Source organism: Streptomyces sp. B5E4 (assembly GCF_039871555.1).
Lineage (GTDB): Bacteria > Actinomycetota > Actinomycetes > Streptomycetales > Streptomycetaceae > Streptomyces.
Window position 1 is genome coordinate 1 of record NZ_JBDPMI010000005.1, and the last position, 25,013, is coordinate 25,013.

At 74.3% G+C, this 25,013-nt stretch carries 20 protein-coding genes; 7 read left to right on the forward strand and 13 right to left on the reverse strand.

Annotation, left to right across the window (positions count from 1 at the left end; all coding sequences use genetic code 11):
* Positions 1 to 265 precede the first annotated feature (265 nt).
* Positions 266 to 1,423, reverse strand: coding sequence for an alkaline phosphatase PhoX (locus ABGA99_RS08805; protein WP_347575330.1), 1,158 nt, complete (start codon positions 1,421 to 1,423; stop codon positions 266 to 268).
* 180 nt (positions 1,424 to 1,603) lie between these two features.
* Here ABGA99_RS08805 and ABGA99_RS08810 point away from each other — a divergent pair, with 180 nt between their 5' ends.
* Both ABGA99_RS08810 and ABGA99_RS08815 read left to right on the forward strand, forming a co-directional pair.
* The gene (locus ABGA99_RS08810; RefSeq protein ID WP_347575331.1) at positions 1,604 to 3,355 is read left to right on the forward strand and encodes an NAD+ synthase; all 1,752 of its coding nucleotides are present in this window, start codon (positions 1,604 to 1,606) and stop codon (positions 3,353 to 3,355) included.
* 798 nt (positions 3,356 to 4,153) lie between these two features.
* On the forward strand, positions 4,154 to 4,465 hold the full coding sequence (locus ABGA99_RS08815) for a MerR family transcriptional regulator (RefSeq protein WP_347575332.1): 312 nt from the start codon (positions 4,154 to 4,156) through the stop codon (positions 4,463 to 4,465).
* A gap of 122 nt (positions 4,466 to 4,587) precedes the next feature.
* Here ABGA99_RS08815 and ABGA99_RS08820 read toward each other — a convergent pair whose 3' ends face one another.
* From ABGA99_RS08820 to ABGA99_RS08830, 3 genes are all read right to left on the reverse strand, one after another.
* Entirely contained in the window at positions 4,588 to 5,625 is a 1,038-nt protein-coding gene (locus tag ABGA99_RS08820) for an endonuclease/exonuclease/phosphatase family protein (protein ID WP_347575333.1), read from the reverse strand.
* Positions 5,626 to 5,750: 125 nt separating this feature from the next.
* Positions 5,751 to 6,473 (reverse strand): TetR/AcrR family transcriptional regulator, encoded by a 723-nt coding sequence (locus ABGA99_RS08825; protein WP_347575334.1) that lies wholly within the window; start codon positions 6,471 to 6,473, stop codon positions 5,751 to 5,753.
* Positions 6,474 to 6,502: 29 nt separating this feature from the next.
* Positions 6,503 to 8,068: an MFS transporter gene (locus tag ABGA99_RS08830; RefSeq protein ID WP_347575335.1), complete on the reverse strand. Its 1,566-nt coding sequence runs from the start codon at positions 8,066 to 8,068 to the stop codon at positions 6,503 to 6,505.
* A 228-nt stretch (positions 8,069 to 8,296) separates the two neighbouring features.
* Between ABGA99_RS08830 and panB the strand changes: the two genes are divergently transcribed.
* Positions 8,297 to 9,178 carry a 3-methyl-2-oxobutanoate hydroxymethyltransferase gene (gene panB, locus ABGA99_RS08835; protein ID WP_347575336.1) on the forward strand — a complete coding sequence of 294 codons (882 nt, stop codon included), beginning with the start codon at positions 8,297 to 8,299 and terminating at the stop codon, positions 9,176 to 9,178.
* Between the two features lie 176 nt (positions 9,179 to 9,354).
* Positions 9,355 to 9,675: a hypothetical protein gene (locus ABGA99_RS08840; RefSeq protein ID WP_347575337.1), complete on the forward strand. Its 321-nt coding sequence runs from the start codon at positions 9,355 to 9,357 to the stop codon at positions 9,673 to 9,675.
* A 16-nt stretch (positions 9,676 to 9,691) separates the two neighbouring features.
* Here ABGA99_RS08840 and ABGA99_RS08845 read toward each other — a convergent pair whose 3' ends face one another.
* From ABGA99_RS08845 to ABGA99_RS08855, 3 genes are all read right to left on the reverse strand, one after another.
* The gene (locus ABGA99_RS08845) at positions 9,692 to 9,925 is read right to left on the reverse strand and encodes a hypothetical protein (RefSeq protein ID WP_347575338.1); all 234 of its coding nucleotides are present in this window, start codon (positions 9,923 to 9,925) and stop codon (positions 9,692 to 9,694) included.
* Positions 9,926 to 10,051: 126 nt separating this feature from the next.
* Positions 10,052 to 10,756 (reverse strand): NADPH-dependent F420 reductase, encoded by a 705-nt coding sequence (gene npdG, locus ABGA99_RS08850; RefSeq protein WP_347575339.1) that lies wholly within the window; start codon positions 10,754 to 10,756, stop codon positions 10,052 to 10,054.
* Positions 10,757 to 10,796: 40 nt separating this feature from the next.
* Positions 10,797 to 12,845: a hypothetical protein gene (locus ABGA99_RS08855; protein WP_347575340.1), complete on the reverse strand. Its 2,049-nt coding sequence runs from the start codon at positions 12,843 to 12,845 to the stop codon at positions 10,797 to 10,799.
* 240 nt (positions 12,846 to 13,085) lie between these two features.
* Here ABGA99_RS08855 and ABGA99_RS08860 point away from each other — a divergent pair, with 240 nt between their 5' ends.
* From ABGA99_RS08860 to ABGA99_RS08870, 3 genes are all read left to right on the forward strand, one after another.
* Positions 13,086 to 13,499: an HIT family protein gene (locus tag ABGA99_RS08860; protein ID WP_347575341.1), complete on the forward strand. Its 414-nt coding sequence runs from the start codon at positions 13,086 to 13,088 to the stop codon at positions 13,497 to 13,499.
* 60 nt (positions 13,500 to 13,559) lie between these two features.
* Positions 13,560 to 14,411 carry a hypothetical protein gene (locus ABGA99_RS08865; protein ID WP_347575342.1) on the forward strand — a complete coding sequence of 284 codons (852 nt, stop codon included), beginning with the start codon at positions 13,560 to 13,562 and terminating at the stop codon, positions 14,409 to 14,411.
* A gap of 350 nt (positions 14,412 to 14,761) precedes the next feature.
* Positions 14,762 to 15,499 carry a phosphatase PAP2 family protein gene (locus ABGA99_RS08870; protein ID WP_347575343.1) on the forward strand — a complete coding sequence of 246 codons (738 nt, stop codon included), beginning with the start codon at positions 14,762 to 14,764 and terminating at the stop codon, positions 15,497 to 15,499.
* 10 nt (positions 15,500 to 15,509) lie between these two features.
* On the opposite strand, the gene ABGA99_RS08875 is transcribed toward ABGA99_RS08870, so the two are convergent.
* The 6 genes from ABGA99_RS08875 to ABGA99_RS08900 all read right to left on the reverse strand — a co-directional run bounded on the left by ABGA99_RS08875 (position 15,510) and on the right by ABGA99_RS08900 (position 24,985).
* Complete coding sequence (locus ABGA99_RS08875) at positions 15,510 to 16,160, reverse strand: DUF11 domain-containing protein (RefSeq protein ID WP_347575344.1); 651 nt, start codon at positions 16,158 to 16,160, stop codon at positions 15,510 to 15,512.
* A gap of 246 nt (positions 16,161 to 16,406) precedes the next feature.
* Complete coding sequence (locus ABGA99_RS08880; protein ID WP_347575345.1) at positions 16,407 to 19,523, reverse strand: bifunctional [glutamine synthetase] adenylyltransferase/[glutamine synthetase]-adenylyl-L-tyrosine phosphorylase; 3,117 nt, start codon at positions 19,521 to 19,523, stop codon at positions 16,407 to 16,409.
* Between the two features lie 119 nt (positions 19,524 to 19,642).
* Positions 19,643 to 20,557, reverse strand: a complete 915-nt coding sequence (locus ABGA99_RS08885; RefSeq protein WP_347575346.1) for an EamA family transporter — start codon at positions 20,555 to 20,557, stop codon at positions 19,643 to 19,645.
* Positions 20,550 to 21,092, reverse strand: coding sequence for a MarR family transcriptional regulator (locus ABGA99_RS08890; protein WP_347575347.1), 543 nt, complete (start codon positions 21,090 to 21,092; stop codon positions 20,550 to 20,552). Before ABGA99_RS08890 ends, ABGA99_RS08885 begins: the two co-directional genes overlap by 8 nt.
* 98 nt (positions 21,093 to 21,190) lie before the next feature.
* Positions 21,191 to 22,552 (reverse strand): glutamine synthetase family protein, encoded by a 1,362-nt coding sequence (locus tag ABGA99_RS08895; RefSeq protein WP_347575348.1) that lies wholly within the window; start codon positions 22,550 to 22,552, stop codon positions 21,191 to 21,193.
* A 132-nt stretch (positions 22,553 to 22,684) separates the two neighbouring features.
* Positions 22,685 to 24,985: a hypothetical protein gene (locus ABGA99_RS08900; RefSeq protein ID WP_347575349.1), complete on the reverse strand. Its 2,301-nt coding sequence runs from the start codon at positions 24,983 to 24,985 to the stop codon at positions 22,685 to 22,687.
* Between the last annotated feature and the right edge of the window lie 28 nt (positions 24,986 to 25,013).

A 25,013-nucleotide genomic window follows, 5' to 3' on the forward strand; every position in this document is an offset into this window, starting at 1 on the left:
CCAGACCCCTGCGGGGGCTTCGCCCCCAGACCCCTGCGGGGGCTTCGCCCCCAGACCCCTGCGGGGGCTTCGCCCCCAGACCCCTGCGGGGGCTTCGCCCCCAGACCCCTGCGGGGGCTTCGCCCCCGGACCCCTGCGGGGGCTTCGCCCCCAGACCCCTGGCTGCCCTGGTGGTTGCCACGGCTGCCAAGCGCGCAGGGGAAGCGCTCGGCCACCCGCCGCAGGGGTCCGGCTCCGGGGTCCCCACCCCGCACCCCCGGCAGGGCTACCCGCGGAAGGGGCCGTGGACCTCGTACGTCACTCCGTCCGTGCCTGCCACGAAGCCGCTTTCGCCCCGCTGCGACGAGAAGTACAGCCGTGAGCCGTCCGGGGAGAACGCCGGGCCCGTGATCTCCGACTCCGGGTGGCCGTCGATGCGGACCACCGGGGCCACCGTGCCCGTGGGGGTGATGATGTTGATCTCCATGTTGCCGCCGTCCTCGGCGACGTACAGGTCGCCGCCCGCGCGGCCCGTGATGTTGTCGACCGTGCCCAGCGGCTCGTCCGCGTCGTAGACCACCGCGAGGGCGTTGGCGCCCGCGTCGTAGGCCCAGACGCGGTTGTCGCCCTTCGTGGTGAAGTAGCAGACGCCCGCCTGCGGTGAGTAGTAGCACCCCTCGCCGCCGTCGAAGTGCAGCGCCTCGCCGACCTGTGTCCGGGTCTGCTCCCAGGGCCACGGCGCGTCCGGGTCCGGGACCTCGCGCCACTCCACCGCGCCGCCGCCCGCGTCGCACAGCACGTCGAGGCGGCCCGACGACAGCGCGCCCCACGTTCCCCAGGAAGCCGGCGTGAAGCGGTAGAAGCAGCCGTCGTCCTCGTCCTCCGTGAGGTAGACGACCCGGCGGTCCGTGTCGCACGCCGCCGCCTCGTGCTTGAAGCGGCCCATCGCCCCGTACGAGGACGCCGAGCGGTTGCCGTACGGGTCCGTCTCGTAGACCTTGCCGCGGTACGTCTCCTCGCACGACAGCCACGTGTTCCACGGCGTCGCCCCGCCCGCGCAGTTGAGGTTCGTGCCGTCCAGGATGCGGCGGGCCGCCGTCACCGTGCCGTCCGGGCCGAAGCGGAGCGCGGAGACGCCGCCGATCAGCGGGAGTTCGGAGTTGGAGACGTAGATCCAGCCGTCGCCGTCGGGGAAGCACGCGCCGCCGTCCGGCGCGCCGTGCCAGGTGAGGCCGCCGACCGCGCGGGTGGAGCGGGCGACGACCCGGCCCGTGAAGCCCCGGGGCAGTGCGAGCCCGTTGGCGTCGGGGGCCAGCAGCGGTCCGTACGGGCTGTCCGCCGCGGCGGCCGCCGCCGGGGTCGCGGCGGCGTGCCAGAGTCCGCCGGTGACGGCGACGGCGCCGGTGCCTGCGGTCACTGCGCGGAGAAACGAGCGGCGCTCCATGGGGGGTCCTCCCGGTCCGGGGTCGGTGGCTCGTACGGGCGAAGGGGTGCCCGCGTCACGATGCCCATCCGGGCGTGACCGGTGAACTGGGTCGGGTCACAAATCTGGGCGAACATTCTGTGACGCGGGCCGCCGGGTCCCGGGCACGGTATTGCGTCAGAGAGACGATAAAATGGGCCCGTGCCTCAACTACGCCTCGCGCTGAATCAGATCGACGCCACCGTCGGGGACCTCGCCGGCAACGCCGACGCCGTCGTCCGCTGGACCCGGCACGCGGCCGACCGCGGCGCGCACTTCGTGGCCTTCCCCGAGATGGTGCTGACCGGCTATCCCGTCGAGGACCTGGCCCTGCGCTCCTCCTTCGTCGAGGCGTCCTGCGCCGCGCTGCGCGCGCTCGCCGGGCGGCTGGCCGCCGAGGGCCTGGGGGAGACCCCCGTGCTCGTCGGCTACCTCGACCGCAGCGACGAGCGCCACCGCTTCGGCCGGCCCGCGGGCTCCCCCAAGGACGCGGCGGCCGTGCTGCACCGCGGCGAGGTCGCCCTCTCCTTCGCCAAGCACCACCTGCCCAACTACGGCGTCTTCGACGAGTTCCGCTACTTCGTCCCCGGCGAGACCATGCCCGTCGTCCGCGTCGCCGGCGTCGACGTCGCGCTGGCCATCTGCGAGGACCTGTGGCAGGACGGCGGCCGGGTGCCCTCCGCGCGGATCGCCGGTGCCGGTCTCCTCGTCACCGTCAACGCCTCGCCGTACGAGCTGAACAAGGACGACACCCGACTGGAGCTGGTCCGCAAGCGCGCCCAGGAGGCGGGCTGCACGACGGCGTACGTCGCGATGACCGGCGGCCAGGACGAGCTGGTCTACGACGGCGACTCGATCGTGGTCGACGCGCGCGGCGAGGTCGTCGCGCGCGCCGCGCAGTTCACCGAGGAGTGCCTGCTCGTCGACCTCGACCTGCCCGCCGCCGCGGCGCAGCCGCCGGCCGGCATCGCCGACGACGGGCTGCGCATCGAGCACGTGACGCTGTCGGCGGAGCCCGTCGCGCCGTATCCGCGCCGGTACGCGGGAACCGTCGCCGAGCGCCTCCTTGACGAGGAGGAGATGTACAAGGCGCTGGTCACGGGGCTGCGCGCGTACGTCGAGAAGAACGGCTTCGGCTCCGTCCTCGTCGGCCTCTCCGGCGGCATCGACTCCTCCCTCGTCGCCGCCGTCGCCTGCGACGCGCTCGGCGCGGACCAGGTGTACGGCATCTCCATGCCGTCGCGCTACTCCTCCCAGCACTCCCGCGACGACGCCGCGGAACTCGCCCGCCGCACCGGGCTGCACCTGCGCAGCGTCCCCATCGGCCCGATGTTCGACGCCTACATGGAGTCCCTGGGGCTGACCGGCCTGGCCGAGGAGAACCTGCAGTCCCGGCTGCGCGGCACGCTGCTGATGGCCGTCTCCAACGAGGAGGGCCCGCTCGTGCTGGCCCCCGGCAACAAGAGCGAGCTGGCCGTGGGCTACTCGACGCTCTACGGCGACTCGGTCGGCGCGTACGGCCCGATCAAGGACGTCTACAAGTCGGTCGTCTTCCGGCTCGCGAAGTGGCGCAACGCGGCCGCCGCCGAGCGCAACGAGATCCCGCCGATCCCGGAGAACTCCATCTCCAAGCCGCCCAGCGCCGAACTCCGCCCCGACCAGCTCGACACCGACTCCCTGCCCGACTACGACGTGCTCGACGCGATCCTGGAGCTGTACGTGGACCGCGACCACGGCAGCGCGGAGATCGTCGCGCGCGGGCACGACCCGGAGCTGGTGGAGCGGGTGCTGCGGATGGTCGACACGGCGGAGTACAAGCGCCGGCAGTACCCGCCGGGCACGAAGATCTCCCCGAAGGGCTTCGGCAAGGACCGCCGGCTGCCGATCACCAACCGCTGGCGGGAGCGGGCGTAACCAGTCCGGCGGCCGACCGCGTAACGCCCGCCCCGCCCCGCTCCGCTCCGCTCCGTCCACGTCCGCGGTCGGCTGCCGCGGGGCGGCCTTCTCCGGCTACGGGCCGGGGATGTCCTGGCGGCGGACGACCTGTGCTTCGTGACCTGCTGCTCCACGTTCCCTCGTGCGGCCGGATACAGGCGCGGAGGGCGCAGAGCGGAGCGTAGCGCCGTTGACCGTCACTGCCTGAGTTCGGTTGTCTGACCGTCCGGAAGGCGAAAACCTCCTCTCGCCGGAGTAGACATCGGGTGCCGGTGTGGGTATGGTTTCTCTTGTAGCCAGAAGTCAAAGAGGCTTGGCAGAGGATGAACTGCCGGCCAGCAGTAAGCAGGACGGTGCGGTGGTGGAGTTTCGGAGCCAGGATTGTGGCAGGAAGGCGACGGGACTGACGACCGGACCGGGTGGCCCGCAATGATCAAGGGCCGCCGTGAGTGGTACCGCAGTACGGAAGTGCAGTTCGCATCACCGGCAGTAAGTAAGTGATTGATCCCAGAGGGAAGAAACGGAGGAGCCAGGCACCATCAGGATCGCCCGGGCACATGTCTGGGCCCGGGTACCGCAGGACATCGATAGTGAGGTGGTCTCCGGTCAAGCAACCGCGATCCCCGCGCCCCCGGCAGCGTGCTGCCCGGGTCCGCGGAAAGAGAATGCCGGCGCTGTGTCAAGGCCGGCAGATGGTGTAGCAGTTCCTTCGGGGCCCTGGTGCCAGCTGGCACCAGGGCCCCTCGACGCATTCCATGTATGTCACCAAGAGGTGCGATGACAGCAGATGATTCGTTCGGCCGTCTCGACGACGACGACTACCCCGCCTACACCATGGGCCGGGCCGCCGAGATGCTCGGCACCACCCCGGGCTTCCTCCGGGCCCTCGGCGAACACCGCCTGATCACCCCCCTGCGCTCCGAAGGCGGTCACCGCCGCTACTCCCGCTACCAACTGCGCATCGCCGCCCGCGCCCGCGAACTCGTCGACGGCGGCACGGCCATCGAGGCCGCCTGCCGCATCGTGATCCTGGAAGACCAACTCGAAGAAGCCCAGCGCATCAACGCCGAACACCATCGCACCGACTGAACGGCACCTCCCGCTCGCAGCCCGAGCTGCTGGAGGCCGGCCTGCTCAGGAGCCTGCGGGTCACGTTCACGGGCTCGGCGGGTTTCCCGACCCGCCGGGCCGACGGGCGGGCGTCCGCGGGGTCACAGGTCCACGGAGGCCCGTACCGGGCGGTGGTCGCTGCCCGTCTCGCCGAGCACGTCGGAGCTGACCGGTTCCACGCCGCGCAGCAGGATCTGGTCGATCCGCGCCATCGGGAAGTCCGCCGGCCAGCTGAAGCCGAAGCCGCTGCCCGCCGCGCCCTGCGCGGAGCGCAACTGCGAGGTGACGTTCGCCAGCGCCCGGTCGTTCATCGTGCCGTTGAGGTCGCCGAGGAGCAGCACGCGGTCGATCGGCTCGTTCTTGATGGCCTCGCCGAGCGCGTTGGCGCTCGCGTCGCGCTGGTTGGCCGTGAACCCCGCGTCGAGCTTGACCCGCACGGACGGCAGGTGGGCGGTGTAGAGCGCGAGCGGGCCGTCGTCGGTGGCGACGGTGGTGCGCAGGGCGCGGGTCCAGCCCATGTGGATGTCCACGGGGCGGGTGTCCGACAGCGGGTGCTTGCTCCACACCCCGACCGTGCCCGCGACCTCGTGGTACGGGTACGCCTCCGCGAGCCCGTCCTCGTACGCCGCCTTGTTGTCCTGCGTGACCTCCTGGAGGGCGAGCACGTCGGCGCCGGACTCCACCAGTCTGCGAGCGGTGCCGGCGGCGTCGGTGTTCTCCTCGGCGACGTTGTGGCTGACGACGGTCAGGTCGCCGCCGCCCCCGGACTTGTCGGTGAGCAGCCCGCCGAAGAGGTTGAACCAGACGAACACCGGCAGCACCAGCGCACACATCGCGGTCAGCGACCGCCGCCACAGCGCGCACACCAGCAGCACCGGGACGGCCAGACCGAACCACGGCAGGAACGTCTCGACGAGGCTGCCCAGGCTGCCGATCCGGTTGGGGATCGCCGCGTGGCCCATCATCACGATGCCGTCGAGCAGCGCGAGCGCGGCGACCACCAGGCCGCGGCGCCAGGTGCCGGGGCCCAGGCCCTCGCGGAGCCGGCGGCGCCAGTACACCGCGCGCGACTCCGCGGGGGCGGCCGGGTGCGCGGTCCCGGTGCTGCGCCCGGTCTCCGCCATGTCCACGTGCGTCATGCGCTGTTCCTCACGTCACTGCACTTGCCGGTCTTCCCCCGTTACCCCTTACCTGACGAACGGGACGGCGCCGCGAGTTGCGGACGGGGCGTGCCGGGAGGTCACCGTAGCGAAACCGGGACATTTCATCGGTCAGGTGAACGGACGCCGTCGAGCACGGCGTCGACTATCCGCGCGGCGGAACCGGCGGGCGGCGGCTGCCCCGGGTACAGCACGGCGCGGGCCAGCACGGGTCCGGTGAACAGGTCGGTCAGCAGCTCCGGGTCGAGGTCGGCGCGCAGCTCCCCGCTCGCGACGCCGCGGCGCAGCACCTCCCGTACCGCGGCCCTGCGGGGCGCGAGGACCGCCTCCTGGGAGCGGCGCGCGAGCGCGGGGTGGGTGCCGGCCTCGGTGAGGGCGAGGTGCAGCAGGGCGGCGGAGCGCCTGTCGAGCGCGTGGGTGCGGACGAAGTCCACGAGCGCGACGAGGTCGTCGCGTACGGACTCGCCGCGCGGACGCGGCGGCGGCGGGCCCTCCAGGGTGGCGAGCACGTCTGCCAGCAGCTCGTCCTTGCCCGGCCAGCGGCGGTAGATCGTGGCCTTGCCGACGCCCGCGGTACGGGCTATCCGCTCGATGGACAGCTCGGCGGGTGAGACGCCCTCCCCGACCAGGCGCAGCACGGCCTCGGTGATGGCACGTTCGACGGCCTGGCTGCGGGGACGGCCGCGCCGGGGCCTCGGCGGTCCGGGCGGCCTGCCGGCCTCGTCGGGGGCGGGCGCCTCGTCCCGTACGCCGGCACGCGTGCCGTCCTCGTTCGGCCCGTCCTGGTGCCGCCCGTGCCCTTCCCCGTGCCGCTCCCTGAGAGCCACCGTGCCGTCCGCCTGCCCTTCGCCCGCCGCTACTTCCGCGTGGAAGGCTCATTGTCCCTGTCCCCCGCCGGCCCCTGCCCCGCCCGGTCCTTCGCCGGCAGGAACGCCGCGGCCACCACCGCGCCCAGCACCGCGGCGCCCGCCGCCGCCAGCGACGTCACGTGCATCGCGTCGATGAACGCGTTGTTGGCCTCCGGGATCAGTTTCTTCCCGGCGGAGCCGGCCTTCTGCGCGAAGGTGCGGGTGGCCTCGATGGACTCGCCGGCCGCGCTCGGCGCCCCCGGGGGCAGGGTCACCTTGCCGCGGTAGACCGACGACAGCAGCGAGCCGAGCACGGCGACCCCGAGGGCGCCGCCGACCTGCCGGAAGGTGTTGTTCACCGAGGAGCCGGCGCCGGCCTTCTCGCGCGGCAGCGACTGCATGATCGCGGTGGTGGCCGGCGGCATGACGTGCGCCATCGCGGTGCCCATGAGGAAGAACAGCACCTCCAGGATCCACAGCGGCGACGACTCGTCCAGCAGCAGGAAGCCGGCGAAGGCGACGGCGATGGCGAGCATCGCCGTCGTGCACACCGCCCGGGCGCCGAACCGGTCGACCACCAGCCGGGACCGCGGCGCGAAGATCAACTGCGCCACGGCCAGCGGCAGCAGGAGCAGCCCGGAGTCCAGCGGCGACAGGCCGCGCACGCTCTGGATGTAGAAGACCATGAAGAACGTCACGCCCATGAGCGCGAAGAACACCAGGCCGATGACGGCGACCGAGGCCGAGAACCGCGGGTTGCGGAACCACCGGATGTCGAGCGCCGGGTGCCGGCTGCGGCGCTCGTACCAGACGAAGAGCCCGATGACGACCGCGCCGCCGAGGATCGTGCCCCAGACCTCCGGGGCGCCGAAGTCGGCGCGCTGGCCGCCCCGGACCACGCCGTAGACGATCAGCACCAGTCCCGTGATGGACAGCAGTACGCCGGTGGGGTCGATCCGGCCGGGGGCCGGGTCCTTGGAGTCGGGGACCACCAGCACCATGCCGATCAGCGCGACGCTGATGATCGGCACGTTGACCAGGAAGACCGAGCCCCACCAGAAGTGCTCCAGCAGCACCCCGCCGGTGATCGGCCCGATGGCGATGGCCAGGCCCACGGCCCCGGCCCAGATGCCGATGGCCCGGGGCTGCTCGTCGTGCTCGAAGACGTTCACGATGATCGCCAGCGTGGCGGGCAGGACGAACGCGCCGCCCATCCCCATCAGGGTGCGGAAGCCGATCAGCTCGGCCGGGCTGGAGGAGAACGCGGCGAGCACCGAGCCGACGCCGAAGACGACCATGCCCCCCAGCAGCACCCGCTTGCGCCCCAGCCGGTCGCCCAGGACGCCCGCGGTGAACAGCAGGCCCGCGAAGGCCAGGGTGTACGCGTCGATCGCCCACTCCAGCTCGCTCTGGCTGGCGCCGAGGCCGGTGGGGGCGGGGGTGGCGATCGTCTTCATCGCCACGTTGAGGATGGAGTTGTCGAGGACGACGACGAGCAGGCTGAAGACGAGGACGCCGAGGATGAGCCAGCGGCGGCGGTGGACGGCCGGGGGGATCTGGTGCGCGGTGTCCATGAAAACCACGCTAGCCTGCATTCCGAGACGGCGCCGTTTCGTATCACAAAGCCACGGCGAAGGCGCGGTCATGGGGGAAAGTGCAGGTCAAAGCTTCGACACGCGGGGGCATGCGACCTTCCGCACACGTGGCGGGGCCGGGGTGTCGTTCGCCGGTGCGGCGTGCCAGCATGGAAGAGGTCCGGGGACGCCGTCAGGGCGCCTCGAGATGACGAAGGAGCGTTTGCGATGACGCACGTTTCGCATGCCCGCAAGACGCCCGGCGGGGCCGATTCCGCCCCGGCGCTGTACGGCGGGGACGGGGGCAACCGCGGCCGCCGGGTGACGATCCGGGACCTGGCCGCCGCCAAGCGGCGCGGCGAGAAGTGGCCCATGCTGACCGCGTACGACTCGACCACCGCCGGCATCTTCGACGAGGCCGGCATCCCCGTGCTGCTGGTCGGCGACTCCATGGGCAACGTCCACCTCGGCTACGACACGACCGTGCCGGTGACGCTGGACGAGATGACGATGCTCTCCGCCGCCGTGGTCCGCGGCACCCGGCGCGCCCTGGTCGTCGGAGACCTGCCCTTCGGCTCGTACCAGGAAGGCCCGGTCCAGGCGCTCCGCTCGGCGACGCGGCTGGTCAAGGACGCCGGCGTGGGCGCGGTGAAGCTGGAGGGCGGCGAGCGCTCCCTGCGCCAGACCGAGCTGCTGGTGGAGTCCGGCATCCCCGTGATGTCCCACCTCGGCCTCACCCCGCAGTCCGTCAACGCCATGGGCTACCGCGTCCAGGGCCGCTCCGACGAGGACGCCCACCGGCTGGTGCGCGACGCGAAGGCCGCGCAGGAGGCGGGCGCGTTCGCGGTGGTGCTGGAACTGGTGCCGGCGGAGCTGGCCGCCGAGGTGACGCGGTCGCTGGAGATCCCGACCATCGGCATCGGCGCGGGCCCCGACACCGACGCCCAGGTGCTCGTCTGGACCGACATGGCGGGGCTGACCGGCGGCAAGCTGCCGCGGTTCGTCAAGCAGTACGCGCAACTGCGGCAGAGCCTCGGCGACGCGGCCAGGGCCTTCGCCGAGGACGTCGGCTCGGCGGCGTTCCCGGCGGAGGAGCACAGCTTCCACTGAGCCCGCGGGGGGCGGCGGGCACTCCGGCGCGGGGATGATGCGCCGATGCGGTGATCTTATTAACTGCATGCGGGTGCCCGCCGTCGTGCCGACACGGCACCGGCGGGGGCCGCGTGGACGCTGACGGAAGAACAACCCGTCGGCCCCCGCCGGCCCCGTGGAGAGGAACCCCGCCCATGCCCCCCGGACACCCCGGCCGCCGCCTGCTGCTCACCGGCCTCGCCGCGCCGCTGCTCTGGGCGGCCGTCACCGCCCCCGCCGAGGCGGTGGCGCTGCCCGCCGCGACGCAGACCGCCTCCGTCCCCGTACAGGAAGACGCGCCGCACGCCACCGGCGACGGCAAGAACCCCGGCCGCGCGCCTGCGATGGGCTCCCCGGGCGCCCCCGCCGTCCGCGGTGACGACGCCTGGCCCGCGATCACCGCGAGCGGCGTCTTCGCCGTCTCGCTCGGCGCGGCCGTGTACTTCTTCGGCTGGGGCCGCCGCCGTACGGCCTGACCCGCGCGCCGCCCGGCTAGCTCGCCCGGCCCCGGTCCCGGTCGCGGGCCAGCCGCGCGCGGCGTACGTAGAACCACGTCATGTTCGACGACAGCCCGGCCAGCAGCACCCAGACCGCCCCGATCCAGTAGCCCTTCGCGAAGGACACCACGGCCGCGGCCACCGACAGCACGCACACCACGGCGGTGAAGACGGCAAGCCGGCCGGACTGCGCGAGGAGGGACGGGGTCTTGCGGGACTCGGACGGCATGGGGGCGGGCTCCTCGGGGGTATGGCGTGCGGCTCCATTGTGCCCCCACGCCCTACCCGCCCCGCACCGCCCCCGGACGTCGCCGTGACCTCCTTCGGACCTCGCCGGGGCCTCTGCCGGCCGCCGTCAGACGTCGGTCAGCCGCACCCCGGCGTGCGCGCGGTAGCGGCGGTTGACCGAGATCAGGTTGGCCACCATCGCCTCGACCTGGTGCGCGTTGCGCAGCCGGCCCGCGTACACACCGCGCATCCCCGGGATCAGCCCGGCCAGCGCCTGCACGGTGTCCGTGTCCTCCCGGGACTCGCCCAGCACCATCACGTCCGTCTCGATCCGCTCCACCTCCGGGTCCTGGAGCAGCACCGCCGACAGGTGGTGGAACGCCGCCGCCACCCGCGACTCCGGCAGCAGCGCCGCCGCCTGCTCGGCCGCGCTGCCCTCGGCGGGCCGGATCGGGTACGCGCCCTTCTTGTCGAACCCCAGCGGGTTCACGCAGTCCACGACGAGCTTGCCCGCCAGCTCCGTGCGCAGCGCCGTCACCGTGGCCTCGTGGCCCTCCCACGGCACCGCGACGATCACCACGTCGCTGCGCCGCGCGCACTCGGCGTTGTCCGCGCCCTCGACGCCGTTGCCCAGCTCGGCCGCCGCCGCCTCGGCCCGCTCCGCCTTCCGGGAGCCGACGACGACCCGCTGCCCGGCCCGCGCCAGCCGGTAGGCAAGCCCCCGGCCCTGGTCGCCGGTGCCGCCCAGCACGCCGACGACCAGGCCCGAGACGTCGGGCAGCGCCCACGGGTCCTTACGGGCGGGCGGGGTGTTCTGCTCACTCGAAGTCATGCGCCGATCGTACGGTGATCACCCCCGCACCGGCAGCGGCTCACCCTGCCGGAGCGGCGGTGCAGGGCGCGTCGCCGCAGACGTCCACGATCCTGCCGGTGTTCAGGAAGCCGGCCATCTGCCGCTGCGCCGCGGGCTCGTCGCGCGGGTCGCCGTGCGGGTCCCGGCCCTCGGTGGGCGGGGTGTTCGTCAGCGGCTGGTACGGGCTGCCGCTGTCCCAGACCAGCATCCCGGAACCGGCGTGCGGGTAGCGCAGCTTCCGCAGCCCCCAGTACGGCTCCTCGTCGGGGTTGCGCCCGTCGGCCACCGCGGGGGTGTGGATGCGGGCGCCGACCGTACGGGCCTGCACCTCGGCGGCGGTGGGGGAGACCTGGTGGTCGCCGTACGCGACGTGCATCAGCACCCGGTGGCGCGGGGTGCGCGGCAGCGGGTCGGACGTCATGTGCTGGGCGTAGCCGTTGGCCTCGCCGCGGTCCCAGAGCATCTGCATGAGCGCGAAGCCGAGTTGCTGCCGCAGCTTGTCGGGGTACGCCTGGTCCAGGATCTGCTGGAACGGTGCGAAGTCGACGCTGCGGTTGAGCAGCGTGCTGTAGTTCATCGCCGGGACGCCGAGCACGGAGCGCGTGCTGTCCTGCGCCACGGCGGTGTAGATGCCGCCCATGATGCCGCCCTGGCTGTGGCCGGCGTAGCCGAGCCCGGCGCGGACGTCGATGGCGCTCGCGCCCCCGGCGCCGCGGAAGGCGCCGTCCGCGGCGAGCCCGTCCGCGTGCCGCATGAGGCGGCCGAGCCAGAGGGTGTTGAGCACGCCCTGCTGCAGCCGGTCGGCGACCGCGGGGAAGCGGCTGAGGTCCTGCAGCGTGCTCGCGACGAACGGGATGTCCTCGTCGGACATGCCCTGCCACTTCGTGGCGCACATGACGAAGTTGCCGCGGGCCGCCAGCTCGCGCTGCGTACGGGAGCCGACCTGCGTCTCGTTGCCGAGGAGCCCGTGGCCGTAGAGGACGGGCCGCGCCGCCTTGCCGCGCGTGCCGGGGCCGCCGAGGGCGGCGCGCGGTATCTCGCACTGGAACGGCACCACTTGGCTGTTGCCGGGCAGCCGGGCGGGCAGCGCGTCCTTGCCGTCGCCGGCGCGGTGGAAGCCGGAGCCGGGCGGGCCGCCGGGGGCGTCGAGGTAGCTGGGGACGTTGTAGACGCCGCGTACCGTGCGGGCGACGGGGTCGTCGGCGGGGTGGTCCTTCACCTCGTACACCAGATGCTCCGGTACGCCCTTGCCGAGGCCGGCGAAGGCGTCGTCGCGGATGTGCAGCATCCGCTCGCTCAGGCTGCGTTCGCTGGCGACGGTGAAGTCCCAGGCCAGGTGGAGCCCGCGGGAGGAGACGCCGGCGCGGTCGAGGTCGCGCCGGACCTGGCGGTGGTCGCGCTGGCGCTCGTAGAGCGGGTCGCCCTTGCGCAGCGCGGGGCCGTCGACCCGGCGGAAGGCGGCGGGGGCGGGGAGGGCGCGGCCCTCGGCGTCCTTGAGCCGGCGCAGGGCGACGGCGTAGCGGTGGCCCTCTTCGAGGTTGCGCGCGGGGCGGACGACGAGGGCCTGGCGGGCCGGGTCGGCGGCGTTGGCGTCCAGCTCCGCCCAGTAGGGGTGGCGTTCGCCGGTGTCGGCGTCGAGGAGCACGATCGGCGCGTCGCGGTCGAGGGAGGCGCCGATGTCGGTGAGCGGCGCGGCGCCGGTCTCGCCGAGGTCGATGCCGGGCACGTGGGCCAGGATCATCGAGCCGGGCGAGAAGCCGTCGCTGCGGTTCCACTCGGCGGGGTCGATGCGGGTGCCGGCGGCGTTGGCGGGCATGGCGGACGGCTCGAAGGCGACCCGGCGGCCGGTGTCCGTGCGGCGGTCCGGCTCGGTGTACCAGTCGTTGGGGAAGGGCAGCAGACAGTCCGTGGGGCCGATGGGATCGCAGCCGGTCCGGTCGCCGCCGCGGGGCTGCCCGGTCCGTACGGACTGCGGGGACTCCGCCGCCGGACCTGCGAGGGCGGTGGGGGCGAGCAGGCCGAGCGCGAGCGCCGCGACGGTGGTCAGGACCGTGAGCCGAGCGTGCACCGGGGCCTCCCACGTGTGGTTACCGAACAGTTAACCGAGGTACTTAGTCAGGGCCGCGGGCACTGTCAATGGCCGAGGCTTCAGCGATTACGCACGCGGTTCTCACGCAATCCTCATACCGGAAGGGGACATTGGGACTCATGAACGTGCTTGTGCCCGTCTGTCCGAACTGCGGCCGCGTGCGCTGCATCTGCCCGCCGTGTGCCCTGCGATCTCCCGGAAGCGGTGTTGACTGGAGGGGTGAACTGCACCTTCTGTGCCATCGCCGGCGGTGAACTCCCCAGTCACCGCGTCTTCGCGGACGAGGTGGCGGTCGCCTTCCTCGACGCCCGGCCGCTCTTCCCGGGCCATGCCCTGATCGTCCCGCGCCACCACGTGGAGACCCTCACCGATCTGCCGGAGCCCGAGATCGGCCCCTTCTTCGTACGGGTCCGGCGGCTGACCGGCGCCGTGGAGCGGGGCATGGCCGCGGCGGGTTCCTTCGTCGCGATGAACAACCGGGTCAGCCAGTCCGTGCCGCACCTGCACGTCCACGTCGTACCGCGCAACCGCAAGGACGGCCTGCGAGGCTTCTTCTGGCCCCGGACGGGATACCGGGACGAGGAGCACGCCGTCGAGACGGCCCGGCTGATCCGCGCGGCGTTCGACGACTGAACGGCCGGGCGCGCCGGGCCCCGGGGGGAACCCGATCCGGAGCGGCGCCGTCCGAGAGACATGAACCGAACGACCCCCCTACGCACCTCGGCGGTCACCGCCGCCGCCCTCGCCACCGCGTTGCTGGCCGCCGGCTGTGGCTCGGAGGACGCCTCCGGGTCCGCCGGCGACGGCAGCCGCGGGGACGTCGACCCCACCGCCCGGCTCTACCGCGTCCAGGCCACGGTCCTGGCGAACGGCGAGCACGGCCCGCAGCTCTGCCGCACGCTCGCCGAGTCGATGCCGCCGCAGTGCGGCGGCCCGGACGTCGTCGGCTGGGACTGGGACGACGTACGCGCGCACCGCGCGAGGGACACCACGTACACCGACCCGCTGGAGCTCGTCGGCACCTGGGACGGCGAGCGCTTCACCCTGGCCGAGAAGCCGCGGCCCGCCGGCGAGGGCGCCGGACCGGACGGGTCCGAGCCCGCCCCGGACTTCGACACGCCCTGCGCGGACCTGAAGGGCGGGAAGGACGCGGGCGGCTCCGCCGCCGACCGGCAGCGGGTGCTGGACGAGGCCCAGAAGATGCCCGGCTACGCCGGCTCCTGGCTCGACGGCGACATCGTCAACATCAGGTTCGCCGCCGCCGGTGAGGGTGGCGGCCCCGAAGCCGCCGAGCGCGAGCTGCGCGGCGTCTGGGACGGCCCGCTGTGCGTCGTCGGCGCCGAGCACACCGAAGAGGAGCTGGCGCGCGTCCAGCGGCAGGTCGACAAGGACGTCGAGGGGATGCTCGGCTCCGCCGTCGACCCGGTGCGCAACGCCGTCACCCTCGAAGTCGTCGCCGCCACCCCCGAGCTGCGGCGCGAGCTGGACCGTACGTACGGCGAGGACACCGTGCGGCTGAGCGGCTGGCTGCAGCCCGTCGCCTGACCGCACCACCCCGGGGACCGGGTCCCGCGCCGCTCCTCCCCATCCGGCGCGGGACCCGCCCCGGCCCGTCCGGGGCCGCGGCGAACCGCGCCGCGCCGCCGCCTACCGCCCGGGGAGGAGATACCCGCCCCCATGCGGCACCGGGGGATGATCTGACGACCCCTCTCCGTCTGGCAAACTGTCTCCCCATGGGCGCGTCGTATTCCCGGGACCTTGCACCCCGGCCAGCGAAGATTGCGAGGACTCTTCAGGACCGGCGGACACCCGTCTCCTCGACCGATACGGACACCGACGAGAGCCGAAGAGTCCCGCCCCCCTCCCGGCAGCGCCTGCGCGCCCTCCTCGACCGGATGCGCTCGCCCCGCCCGCCGCGGCTGTGGTTCGAGATCATGCTCGTCGCGCTCGTCTACTGGACGTACTCCATCATCCGCAACGCCGTGCCCGAGCAGGAGGCGCAGGCGCTGAAGAACGCGGACCGCATCTGGAGCTTCCAGGAGAGCCTGGGGCTGGCCTTCGAGCGCTCGCTCAACCACGCCGTCGAGGGCGTCACCTGGCTCGTCGTGTCGATGAACTACTACTACGGCACGCTCCATTACATCGTCACCATCGGCGTGCTCGTCTGGCTCTACCGCGGCCAGCCCGGCCGCTACGCCGCCGTGCGGCTCGCGCTCGCCATCACCACCTGCTTCGCCCTCGTCGGCTACTATCTCTTCCCGCTGGCGCCGCCGAGGCTGATGGAGGGCATGGACTTCATCGACACCGTGCGGGTGCACGAGACGATGGGCTCGATGTCCGAGGGCAACCTCGCCAACGTCTCCAACCAGTACGCCGCCATGCCCTCGATGCACGTGGGCTGGTCGGTGTGGGCGGGCATCACCATCGCCGTGCTGGCCAAGCCGCTGTGGGTGAAGCTGCTCGGGGTGCTCTACCCGACGCTGACGCTGCTGGTCATCATGGCCACGGCGAACCACTTCTGGATGGACGCGGTGGGCGGGATCATCTGCCTCTCCTTCGGCTTCGCGGTCTCGTACGCCTGGTACGGCACGGTCGCCTACCGCCTGCCCCAGAAGGTGGCGTCCACCACCTAGCGCCCCCGCGTCACCGCGTGCCGTCGTCCTCCGTGTCCCGGGAGCGGCGGCGGCGCAGGATGATGATGCCCGCGGTGCCGACGAGGAGCGCGGCGGCGGCGCTGCCGACGGCGTAGACCTTGTTGGAGGAGACCCAGGGCTCGGGGGACCACTCGTCGTCGGCGCTGGTGCAGGTGAGCCACTCGCCGCGGGTGCCGCCCTGGAAGCAGACCGTGGTGGCGGCCGCGGGCGCGCCGTCCCCGGCGCGCCGGGAGGCCGGTACGTTCCCGGCCGTGTCGGCGGCGTGCAGATCCCGGCCGTTCCGTTCGGTGCGGTCGGGGACGGCGGTCACCTTCAGCACGCGGCTCGTGCCCGCCGGCAGCATGAGCTCCCAGGTCACCTGCTGCCCGGTCGTCTCGGCCCGCGGGGTCGCGGAGACGTAGTCCATGGATGCGGGCAGGAGTTGGGTGACCCGGCCGTGCGGCGCGTCGGCCCCGGAGGTGTTGTGCACCGTGATCGCGTACGTCGTGCCGCCGTCCGCCGCCTCCCGGCGCTCCAGGGCGAGCCGGATCGGCGACGACGGCAGATCGGCCGGGATCGCGGCGGGGGAGAGCGGCGGGGAGGGGGCGAGGGACGCCAGCAGCCCGGCGACCATCGCCGCGGAAGCGATAGCCGTACGCATTCCGTGCCACCTCGCTGTCCGTGCCGCCCGATCCGTGCGGCCGGTCTACCAGCGGGTCACGAAAAGAAAAAGGGCAAATCGCACGAACAGTGCGCCATGCTACGAACGGACCGCCGAACCGTCCCTCGTCCGGACGAATCGGCGCGGCGGTGCGTCCGGCGATGCGTCAGGCGGTGCGTCCGGCGGTGCGTCCGGCGGTGCGTCCGGTGGCGGGCCGGGCGGGCGTGCGGTCTCCGTCCGGCGTCCTCAGTCGCCGTAGAAGAGCCGCTCCACGACCGCGCGTGCCCGCCGCGTCGTCCGCCGGTACTCCTCCGGCAGCTCCCCGGCCTGCCCCGGGCCGTAGCCGAAGTAGCGTGCCACCGCGCCGAGTTCGCGCTCGGCGGCGGGGAAGGTGTCGCCGGGCCGGCCGCGGACGAGCATCACCGCGTTGCGCAGCCGCGTCGCCAGCAGCCAGGCGTCGTCCAGTATCCGCGCGTCCTCCGCGTCCAGCAGCCCCGCGTCCAGCGCCGCGGCCAGCGCCGCGCGGGTGCGGGTCGTCCGCAGCGCGGGCACCTCGCGCGCGTGCTGCAACTGCAGCAACTGCACCGTCCACTCCACGTCCGCCAGCCCGCCGCGCCCCAGCTTGGCGTGCAGCGCCGGGTCCGCGCCGCGCGGCAGCCGCTCCGCCTCCATCCGCGCCTTCAGCCGCCGGATCTCGCGTACGGCGTCCTCGTCGAGCCCGCCCGCCGGGTAGCGCAGTGGGTCGATCAGTTCCGTGAACCGCACGCCGAGGCCCGCGTCGCCCGCGACCGGCTCGGCGCGCAGCAGCGCGTGGCTCTCCCAGGTCAGCGACCAGCGCCGGTAGTACGCCGCGTACGAGGCGAGGGTGCGCACCAGCGGCCCCGACTTGCCCTCGGGACGCAGGTCGGCGTCGACCAGCAGCGGCGGGTCGGCGCTGGGCAGTTGCAGCAGCCGGCGCAGCTCGTTGGCGACGGCGAACGCCGCCGCGCCCGCCTCCTCGTCGGAGACGCCGTCGCGCGGCTCGTGCACGAAGAGCACGTCGGCGTCCGAGCCGTAGCCCAGCTCGTGGCCGCCGAAGCGGCCCATGCCGATCACCGTGAAGCGCGTCGGCAGCGTGTCGCCCCAGCGGGCGGCGGTCGCGGCGCGCAGGGCGCCGGCGACGGTGGCGGCGTTGAGGTCGCTGAGCGCGTCGCCGGTGCCGTCGACGGTGGCGGCGATACGGGCGTGCTCGTCCCCGTCGTGTTCCCGCGCGTCTCCGGCGCCCTCCTCGTCCTCCTCGCCGGACGCCGTGTGCGCCCCGTACGCCGTGATGAGGTCCGCCGCCGCGGTACGGAACAGCTCCCGCCGCCGTACCCCGCGGGCCGCCGCCACCGCCGCCTCCGGGTCCGTGTGCCGGCCCACGGCCGCCAGGGTCTCCTGCTCCAGGTTCGCCCGCCCGCGCGGCCGCAGCCCCTGCTCGTCGCCGAGCAGCGCCACCGCCTCCGGCGCCCGCAGCAGCAGGTCGGGGGCGAGCCGGCCCGAGGACAGCACCCGCGCCAGGTTCTCCGCCGCCGCGCCCTCGTCGCGCAGCAGCCGCAGATACCAGGGCGTGCTGCCCAGCGCGTCCGAGACCTTGCGGAAGTTCAGCAGCCCCGCGTCCGGGTCGGCCGAGTCGCCGAACCAGCCCAGCAGCACCGGCAGCAGCGTCCGCTGGATCGCCGCCTTCCGGCTCATCCCCGACGTCAGCGCCTCCAGATGGCGCAGCGCCGCCGCCGGGTCCTCGTACCCGAGGGCGACCAGCCGCTCCCGGGCCGCGTCCGGCGTCAGCCGCACCTCCCCGGGCGCGAGCCGGGCGACGGCGTCGAGCAGCGGGCGGTAGAACAGCTTCTCGTGCAGTCGCCGCACCTCGAAGGAGTGCCGCCGCCACGCCTTGCGCAACTGCGACACCGGGTCGCCGCGGTCCGCGTCGGGCAGCAGCCGCGCCAGCGAGCGGCCGAGCGCGCGCAACTCGTGCTCGCCCTCCGGCACCAGGTGCGTACGGCGGAGCTTCTGGAGCTGGATGCGGTGTTCGAGCGAGCGCAGGAAGCGGTACGCGTCGTCCAGCGCGGCGGCGTCGGCGCGGCCCACGTACCCGCCGGCGGCGAGCGCGGCCAGCGCGTCCAGGGTGGTGCCGCTGCGCAGCGAGGCGTCGGCGCGACCGTGCACGAGCTGCAGCAACTGCACCGCGAACTCCACGTCCCGCAGCCCGCCGGGGCCCAGCTTCAGCTCCCGGTCGAGCTGGGCCGCCGGGATGTTCGCCACCACCCGGCGGCGCATCTGCTGCACGTCGGAGACGAAGTTCGCGCGCTCCGCCGCCTGCCACACCATCGGCGCGATGGCGTCCGCGTACGCCGCGCCCAGCTCCGGGTCGCCCGCGACCGGGCGGGCCTTCAGCAGGGCCTGGAACTCCCAGGTCTTCGCCCAGCGCTGGTAGTAGGCGAGGTGGGAGGAGAGGGTGCGCACGAGCGGGCCGTTGCGGCCCTCGGGACGGAGGTTGGCGTCGACGGGCCAGATGGTGCCCTCGGCGGTGGTGTCGGAGCAGACGCGCATGAGGCGGGCGGCGAGCCGGGTGGCGGCCTGCATCGCGGCGCGCTCGTCGGCGGGCTCCGCCCCCTGGCCGCCGCCCGGGCCGTCCTCGCGCGGCTCGGCGACGAAGATGACGTCGACGTCCGAGACGTAGTTCAGCTCCCGCCCGCCGCACTTGCCCATCCCGATCACCGCCAGCCGGCACAGCGCGGCGTCCTCGGGCTGCTCCTCGCAGGCGATCTCCAGGGCCGCCCGCAGCGTCGCCGTCGCCAGATCCGCCAGCTCCGCCGCCGCCTGCACCACGTCGGTCGTCCCGCAGACGTCCCGGGCGGCGATCCCCAGCAGCGCCCGCCGGTACGCCATGCGCAGCGCGTCGGCCCGCGGCAGCTCCGCGCCCCGCGGGCCCCACACGCCCTCGGCGAGCGCCTGCTCGAACTCGGCGGTCATCGGGTGCAGATCGGCCGCCTCGTAGGTGACCAGCGACTCCCAGTCGTCCGGATGCCGCGCCAGATGGTCCCCCAGCGCCTCCGACGCGCCGAGCACCCCCAGCAGCCGGTCGCGCAGCGGCTTGGCGGCCACCAGCGTGTCGAGCAGCGCCTGCCGCCGCTCCGGCCCCAGTGCCTCCGCGAGCCGCACCAGACCGAGCAGCGCCCGGTCCGGATCCGCGGTGCCGCCCAGCGCGTCGAGCAGCACCGGATCGTCGCGTACGCCGTCGAGCGCCGGGGACTCCAGCAGCCGCCCGGCGGCGGCCGGCTCCCCGAACCCGTACCGCAGCAGCCGGGTGAACGCACTGCTCCTGCGCCCCTGCGGAACCGCCATCGCGCGCACCGCCTCCCGTCGTGTGATCGCGCCGGGCTACGAGCTTACGACGACGGCCTCGCCGCGGGGACGGCCGCCGGGGCGCGAAGCGGAGCGCCCCGTCCCTGCCGCCGGCCGGCTCACGCCATCGCGATCAGCCCGATCGCCGCGCCCGCGCACACCAGCCCGGCCGACTGCCGCAGCGTCAGCCGCTCCCTGAGCACGAGCAGGGCCAGCAGCACCGGGATCGCCGGGTAGAGGGCGGCGAGCACGGTGGCGACGGCCATCAACTCCGCGCGGGCCGCGAAGAGGTAGAGGACGGTGGCGAGGGTGCCGAGCACACCGGCGGCGGCCACGTGCGGCGCGCAATGCCGCGGCAGCCGCCACGGCGCCCGGTCGCCCCGCACGGTGATCGCGACGACGGCGACCGACACGGCCCGGCTGACGGTGATGGCCCACAGGTCGCCCTCCTGGGGCATACGGGCGACGGCCACGAAGTGCGTGGCGAACCCGGCCCCGGCGATCACCGCGTCCACCGAGGCGGATCCGTGCGGCCGGCGGGCGATCAGGGCCGGATCCCGTTCCTCTCCCCTCCGCACCGGAACCGCGTGGCTCTCCCGCCCCGCGTCCCCTGCCTGCCGGTCCGGGCCGCGCGAGACCAGCCACAGCGCGGGAAACGCCGCGGCGATGCCCGCGAAGGCGGCCGCGGCCGGGCGTTCGCCGAGGAGGCCGATGCCGATGACGACCGGAACGGCCACGGCCGTCACGTCGCTGACCGGCACCACGACGCTCATCGCCCCCTTGGCCAGTGCGCGGTAGAGGAACGCCACCCCCACGCCGGTGCCCACGCCGGACAGCGCGCCCCAGCCCAGCCCGGCCGCATCCAGGTTGCCCGTACCCGGTGCGGCGAGCGCGGCGGTCACGCTCACCGCCGTGCCGCACACCTGCGCGTACAGGGCGACCGTCACCCCCGCCGTGCGCCGGGCGGCGAGCCCGGCGACGAAGTGCGTGAGGCCGAAGCTGACGGCGGACGACAACGCGAGCAACTCACCCACCGCGGCCATCCCGCCCGGCGCGTGCGGCCTGCCCGACAGGGCACACGTGGCCCGCGGCCAGGCAGGCGCCGCGGTCGCAGAGCCGGCACAGCATGTCCTCCGAGCCGACGTCCGCGTACACCTCGGTGAGCAGCAGTTCCAGCGCCTCCGTCAGCCCCGCGGCCTGCTTCGCGGGGAGCCCCGCGAGCACCCGGCGCAGCCCGTCCCGGCGCGCCGCCTCCGCCCGCGCGGCGGCGGCGACCCCGGCGTCGGTGAGCCGCAGCGGCACCCCCCGCCCGCCGCCCCGCTCGCGCTCGACCAGCCCGCGGCCTTCGAGTTGGTCGAGCATCCGGGCGCACGCGGGCTGGCTCAGCCCGATGCGCCGCCCCAGTTCTGTGACCCCGATGCCCTCCGCGCCCCGCAGCGTGACCAGCGCGGCGGTGCCGCTGACGCTCACACCGGCGGCCGCCGCGGCGGCGGCGGTCATACGGTCGGCCACGGCGAGCGCGGCGGCGCCGAGGAGGTTCGCGGTCCGGGTCTCGGCCGTTTCATGCATAACTCATGCATAGCTCACCGCGCCGACAACCTCAACCCGTGGCGCCTCGAACGGCGCGAGAGGCGGAGGGCGTAGCGGAACGGCGGGCGGCGCGTGCCCTAGAGCACGGGGAGGCTCTTGCGCAGCTCGAAGGCCGTGACCTCCGAGCGGTACTCCTCCCACTCCTGTTTCTTGTTGCGCAGGAAGAAGTCGAAGACGTGCTCGCCGAGCGTCTCCGCGCAGATCTCGCTGCGCTCCATCAGCCCGATCGCCTCGCCGAGGTTCTGCGGCAGCGGCTCGATGCCCATCGCGCGCCGCTCCGCGTCCGTCAGCGCCCACACGTCGTCCTCGGCGCCCGGCGGCAGCTCGTAGCCCTCCTCGATGCCCTTCAGACCGGCGGCCAGGAGCATCGCGTAGGCCAGATAGGGGTTGCAGCCGGAGTCGATGGAGCGGACCTCGATGCGGGTGGAGCCCGTCTTGCCCGGCTTGTAGAGCGGGACGCGGACGAGGGCGGAGCGGTTGTTGTGGCCCCAGCAGATGTACGAGGGCGCCTCACCGCCGGCGCCCGCGGTGCGCTGGGAGCCGCCCCAGATGCGCTTGTACGAGTTCACCCACTGGTTCGTCACCGCGGACACCTCCGCGGCGTGCCGCAGCAGCCCGGCGATGAAGGAGCGGCCGACCTTCGAGAGCTGGAACTCCGAGCCCGACTCGTGGAAGGCGTTGCGGTCGCCCTCGAAGAGCGACAGGTGCGTGTGCATCCCGGAGCCCGGGTACTCGGAGAACGGCTTCGGCATGAACGTCGCCTGCACGCCCTGCTCCAGCGCCACCTGCTTCATGATCAGCCGGAACGTCATGATGTTGTCGGCGGTGGCCAGCGCGTCCGCGTAGCGCAGGTCGATCTCCTGCTGGCCCGGCGCGCCCTCGTGGTGCGAGAACTCCACCGAGATGCCCATCGACTCCAGCATCGTGATCGCCTGCCGGCGGAAGTCCATGCCGACGTTCTGCGGGGTGTGGTCGAAGTACCCCGAGCTGTCCGCGGGCACCGGGCGGCTGCCGTCGACCGGCTTCTCCTTGAGGAGGAAGAACTCGATCTCGGGGTGGGTGTAGAAAGTGAAGCCCAGGTCGGAGGTCTTGGCGAGGATCCGCTTCAGCACGTACCGCGGATCGGCGAAGGACGGCGAGCCGCCGGGCATGAGGATGTCGCAGAACATCCGTGCCGTACCGGGCGTCTCCGCGCGCCAGGGCAGCACCTGGAACGTGCCGGGGTCGGGCTTGGCGAGCATGTCCGACTCGTGCACCCGGGCGAAGCCCTCGATGGCCGAGCCGTCGAAGCCGATGCCCTCGTCGAACGCCTGCTCAAGCTCGGCGGGGGCGACGGCGACGGACTTCAGGAAGCCCAGCACGTCGGTGAACCACAGCCGCACGAACCGGATGTCGCGCTCCTCCAGGGTCCGGAGCACGAACTCCTGCTGCTTCTCCATGGTCCACATCCTCGCAGGTGACTCGGTGGCGCGGGCGCGAGCCCTCAGTATCACGGTAGGGAGTTTCCACCGCGTTTCGCACCCCCGGGGCGGGGGTGGCGGGCGAGGGGCGGCTGCCGGGTGGGGCGGAGGTCAGGACGGGGGGCGGAGTGTGGTGCCGTCGGCGAGGGTCGCGGTCAGCCTGGCGCGGGCGCCGCGGTCGGCCGCCGTGGCCAGGAACCGGCCCTCCGCCGCGCCGGTGACACCGCCCGAGGCGGTGACCGAGGCGACATCGCGGCTGCCCGCCGCCAGCACGTACCACCTGCCCGAGCGCGCCTTCCACAGCACGCCCGCCAGCGCGTGCGGCGCCCGTACGCCACACGCCGTCGTGTCCCGCGCGCGGGCCGCCACCGCGCCCTGCTGCGGCGGGTCGGCCGCCGGCGGCTGGAACTGCGCCAGGGCCACCCCGCCCCACCCACGCCAGGTGTCGGCGCGGGTGCACACCCAGGCGGCGGTGCCGCCCGCCTCGGGCAGCGGCTGGCCGGCGAAGGTCCAGGAGTTCACGGACCGGACGCCGTGGGCGCGGAGCGCGGCGAGGTGGCAGGCGGTACGGGCCCAGCGGTCGCGGGCCGCGGCGCCGGCGATGTCCGTGGCGGCGGCCGGGGGCCCGTACGTCAGCCTGGCCGGCACCATCTCGCCGAGGTCGGTCGTGAGCTGGGCGGGAGCACCGGTGCCGGCGGAGGGGCGGGTGCGCAGCTCCAGGGCGGGCCAGGTGGTGCAGGACCGGCCGGTGCCGGCCGGGCCGCCTTCGGGGGTGGCTTCGGGGGTGCCGTCGTCCGGGGTTTCCGCGGCGGGTGCGTCGGTCGTCGCCGCGTCGTCCGCCTTTTCGCCGGGCGCCCCCCTGCCGGCCGGGTCCCCGCCGGCGTCCGGCCCGTGGCCGTGTTCGTCCGGCTCGCCGGGTTCCGCGGGGGCGGTGGCGGGGAGCGGGGTGCGGGGGACGGGGGCGGTGACGCCGTCCGTGTCACGGCCGACCCGTTGCGGCTCCGCCGCCGGGTCCAGCAGCTCGCGCAGCGAGACGCCGGAGACCCACGGGGCGGTCAGATAGCGCACGTTGCCGTCCGTGCGGCCGACGACGACGGCCAGCGCGCTCGCCGCGTCCGCCCCGTCGGCGCGGGCGAAGTCCAGCACCGCGGCGCCCGGTTCGTCCCGCACCTCCGCGTACCGCACCAGCCGCAGGCCGTCGTGGAAGAGGACGACGGTCGCCCGGTCGACGTCCCCCGCGTACAGCAGCCGCGGCGGTCCCGCGGGCGGCCCGGCGGGGGTGCCGGGCGTCGCGGAGACCCGTACGGACTCGCCCGGCCGGGCCCAGACGGCCAGCGCCCGGCGCAGCAGCGCGGCGTCGCGGGTACGGGCGCCGCGGGCGGGCCAGACGGCGAAGTCGGCGCGGTCGGCGCCCTGCCAGTCGTCGCGGCCCGCGACGGCGAGCCGCGCCGGGTCGAGGGCCTGTTCGGCGAAGGCGTTGCGGGCGTACGGGGCCGCCGCCGCGTCGTCCGTGCCGCCCCCGGTGCCGGGGACGCCGAGCAGGGCGACGACGGCGGCGAGGGCCGCGACGGCGGCGAGCGCGGCGCGGGTGTGCTGGCGGCGCCGCAGCAGGTCGGTGGGGCGGGCCTGCAGCGAACAGGGGTCGAACTCGGGGGAGAACAGCAGCCGCCGCTCCGCGCTGCCGGGCGGCTCCGCGACGCCGTCGGCGGCGGCGAGCGCGGCCCCGGGGTCCTCGGCACCGGCCGCCACGAGGAGCCGGCGCACGGCGGAGTCGGGCAGCGCTTCGAGGCCGCGCAGCACGTACGCGGCGCGGGCCGGCGCGGGGAGCGCCGCGAGGGCGCGGTCGAGGGCCAGTTCGTCGGAGCCGCCCGGGCGCGGGTGGAGCCGCAGCCCCCAGAGCCGCGGCAGCGGGCTCGGCAGCCCGCCGGCGCGCGGCAGCCGGAGCCGGCCGCGGGGCCGCCCGGCGTCGAGCGCGGCCCGCACGATCCGCAGCCGCACGTACGCGTACCCGGCCCCGACGTCGCCTCCGCTCCGCCACGGCGCACCGGGCCCGAACCGCACCTCGGCCGCGTACGCACCACCCGCCGGCCCGGGACCCCGACCCGCGCCGCCGTCCGCGCCGCTCCCGGGGGCCCGCCGGCCCGGCACTTCGCCCCCCGGCACCCCGCCACCCGGTGCCCCCGGCGCCGTACGCCCCCGCGGCAGCGAGCGCTGCACCAGGCCGTGGGCCGCCAGCACCCGCCTGCCGCGGTCGTCCTCCGCCGGCAGCAGCAGATACGCCAGCCGTGTCAGGTGCGCGTAGTGCTCGACGACGGCGGCCTCGGCCTGTTCGACGTCGACGGGTGAGGGGAGGGGGTCCGCGGGCGGTGGCGGCTTCGCGGCGCCCCGGGCGGTGACGGCCTGCTGATCCACGTTGGGTTGAACGAGTGAATCCTCAGAT

Excerpts from the sequence above, each read along its gene's own strand:
- ABGA99_RS08820 (WP_347575333.1), bottom strand. The coding sequence starts at position 5,625 with ATGACGCACGTGGACATGGCGGAGACCGGGCGCAGCACCGGGACCGCG.
- ABGA99_RS08830 (WP_347575335.1), bottom strand. The coding sequence starts at position 8,068 with ATGGACACCGCGCACCAGATCCCCCCGGCCGTCCACCGCCGCCGCTGG.
- ABGA99_RS08890 (WP_347575347.1), bottom strand. The coding sequence starts at position 21,092 with ATGCATGAAACGGCCGAGACCCGGACCGCGAACCTCCTCGGCGCCGCC.
- ABGA99_RS08815 (WP_347575332.1), top strand. The coding sequence starts at position 4,154 with ATGACAGCAGATGATTCGTTCGGCCGTCTCGACGACGACGACTACCCC.
- ABGA99_RS08880 (WP_347575345.1), bottom strand. The coding sequence starts at position 19,523 with ATGGCGGTTCCGCAGGGGCGCAGGAGCAGTGCGTTCACCCGGCTGCTG.
- ABGA99_RS08865 (WP_347575342.1), top strand. The coding sequence starts at position 13,560 with ATGAACCGAACGACCCCCCTACGCACCTCGGCGGTCACCGCCGCCGCC.
- ABGA99_RS08805 (WP_347575330.1), bottom strand. The coding sequence starts at position 1,423 with ATGGAGCGCCGCTCGTTTCTCCGCGCAGTGACCGCAGGCACCGGCGCC.
- npdG (WP_347575339.1), bottom strand. The coding sequence starts at position 10,756 with ATGACTTCGAGTGAGCAGAACACCCCGCCCGCCCGTAAGGACCCGTGG.
- ABGA99_RS08840 (WP_347575337.1), top strand. The coding sequence starts at position 9,355 with ATGCCCCCCGGACACCCCGGCCGCCGCCTGCTGCTCACCGGCCTCGCC.
- ABGA99_RS08895 (WP_347575348.1), bottom strand. The coding sequence starts at position 22,552 with ATGGAGAAGCAGCAGGAGTTCGTGCTCCGGACCCTGGAGGAGCGCGAC.
- ABGA99_RS08845 (WP_347575338.1), bottom strand. The coding sequence starts at position 9,925 with ATGCCGTCCGAGTCCCGCAAGACCCCGTCCCTCCTCGCGCAGTCCGGC.
- panB (WP_347575336.1), top strand. The coding sequence starts at position 8,297 with ATGACGCACGTTTCGCATGCCCGCAAGACGCCCGGCGGGGCCGATTCC.
- ABGA99_RS08875 (WP_347575344.1), bottom strand. The coding sequence starts at position 16,160 with ATGCGTACGGCTATCGCTTCCGCGGCGATGGTCGCCGGGCTGCTGGCG.
- ABGA99_RS08870 (WP_347575343.1), top strand. The coding sequence starts at position 14,762 with ATGCGCTCGCCCCGCCCGCCGCGGCTGTGGTTCGAGATCATGCTCGTC.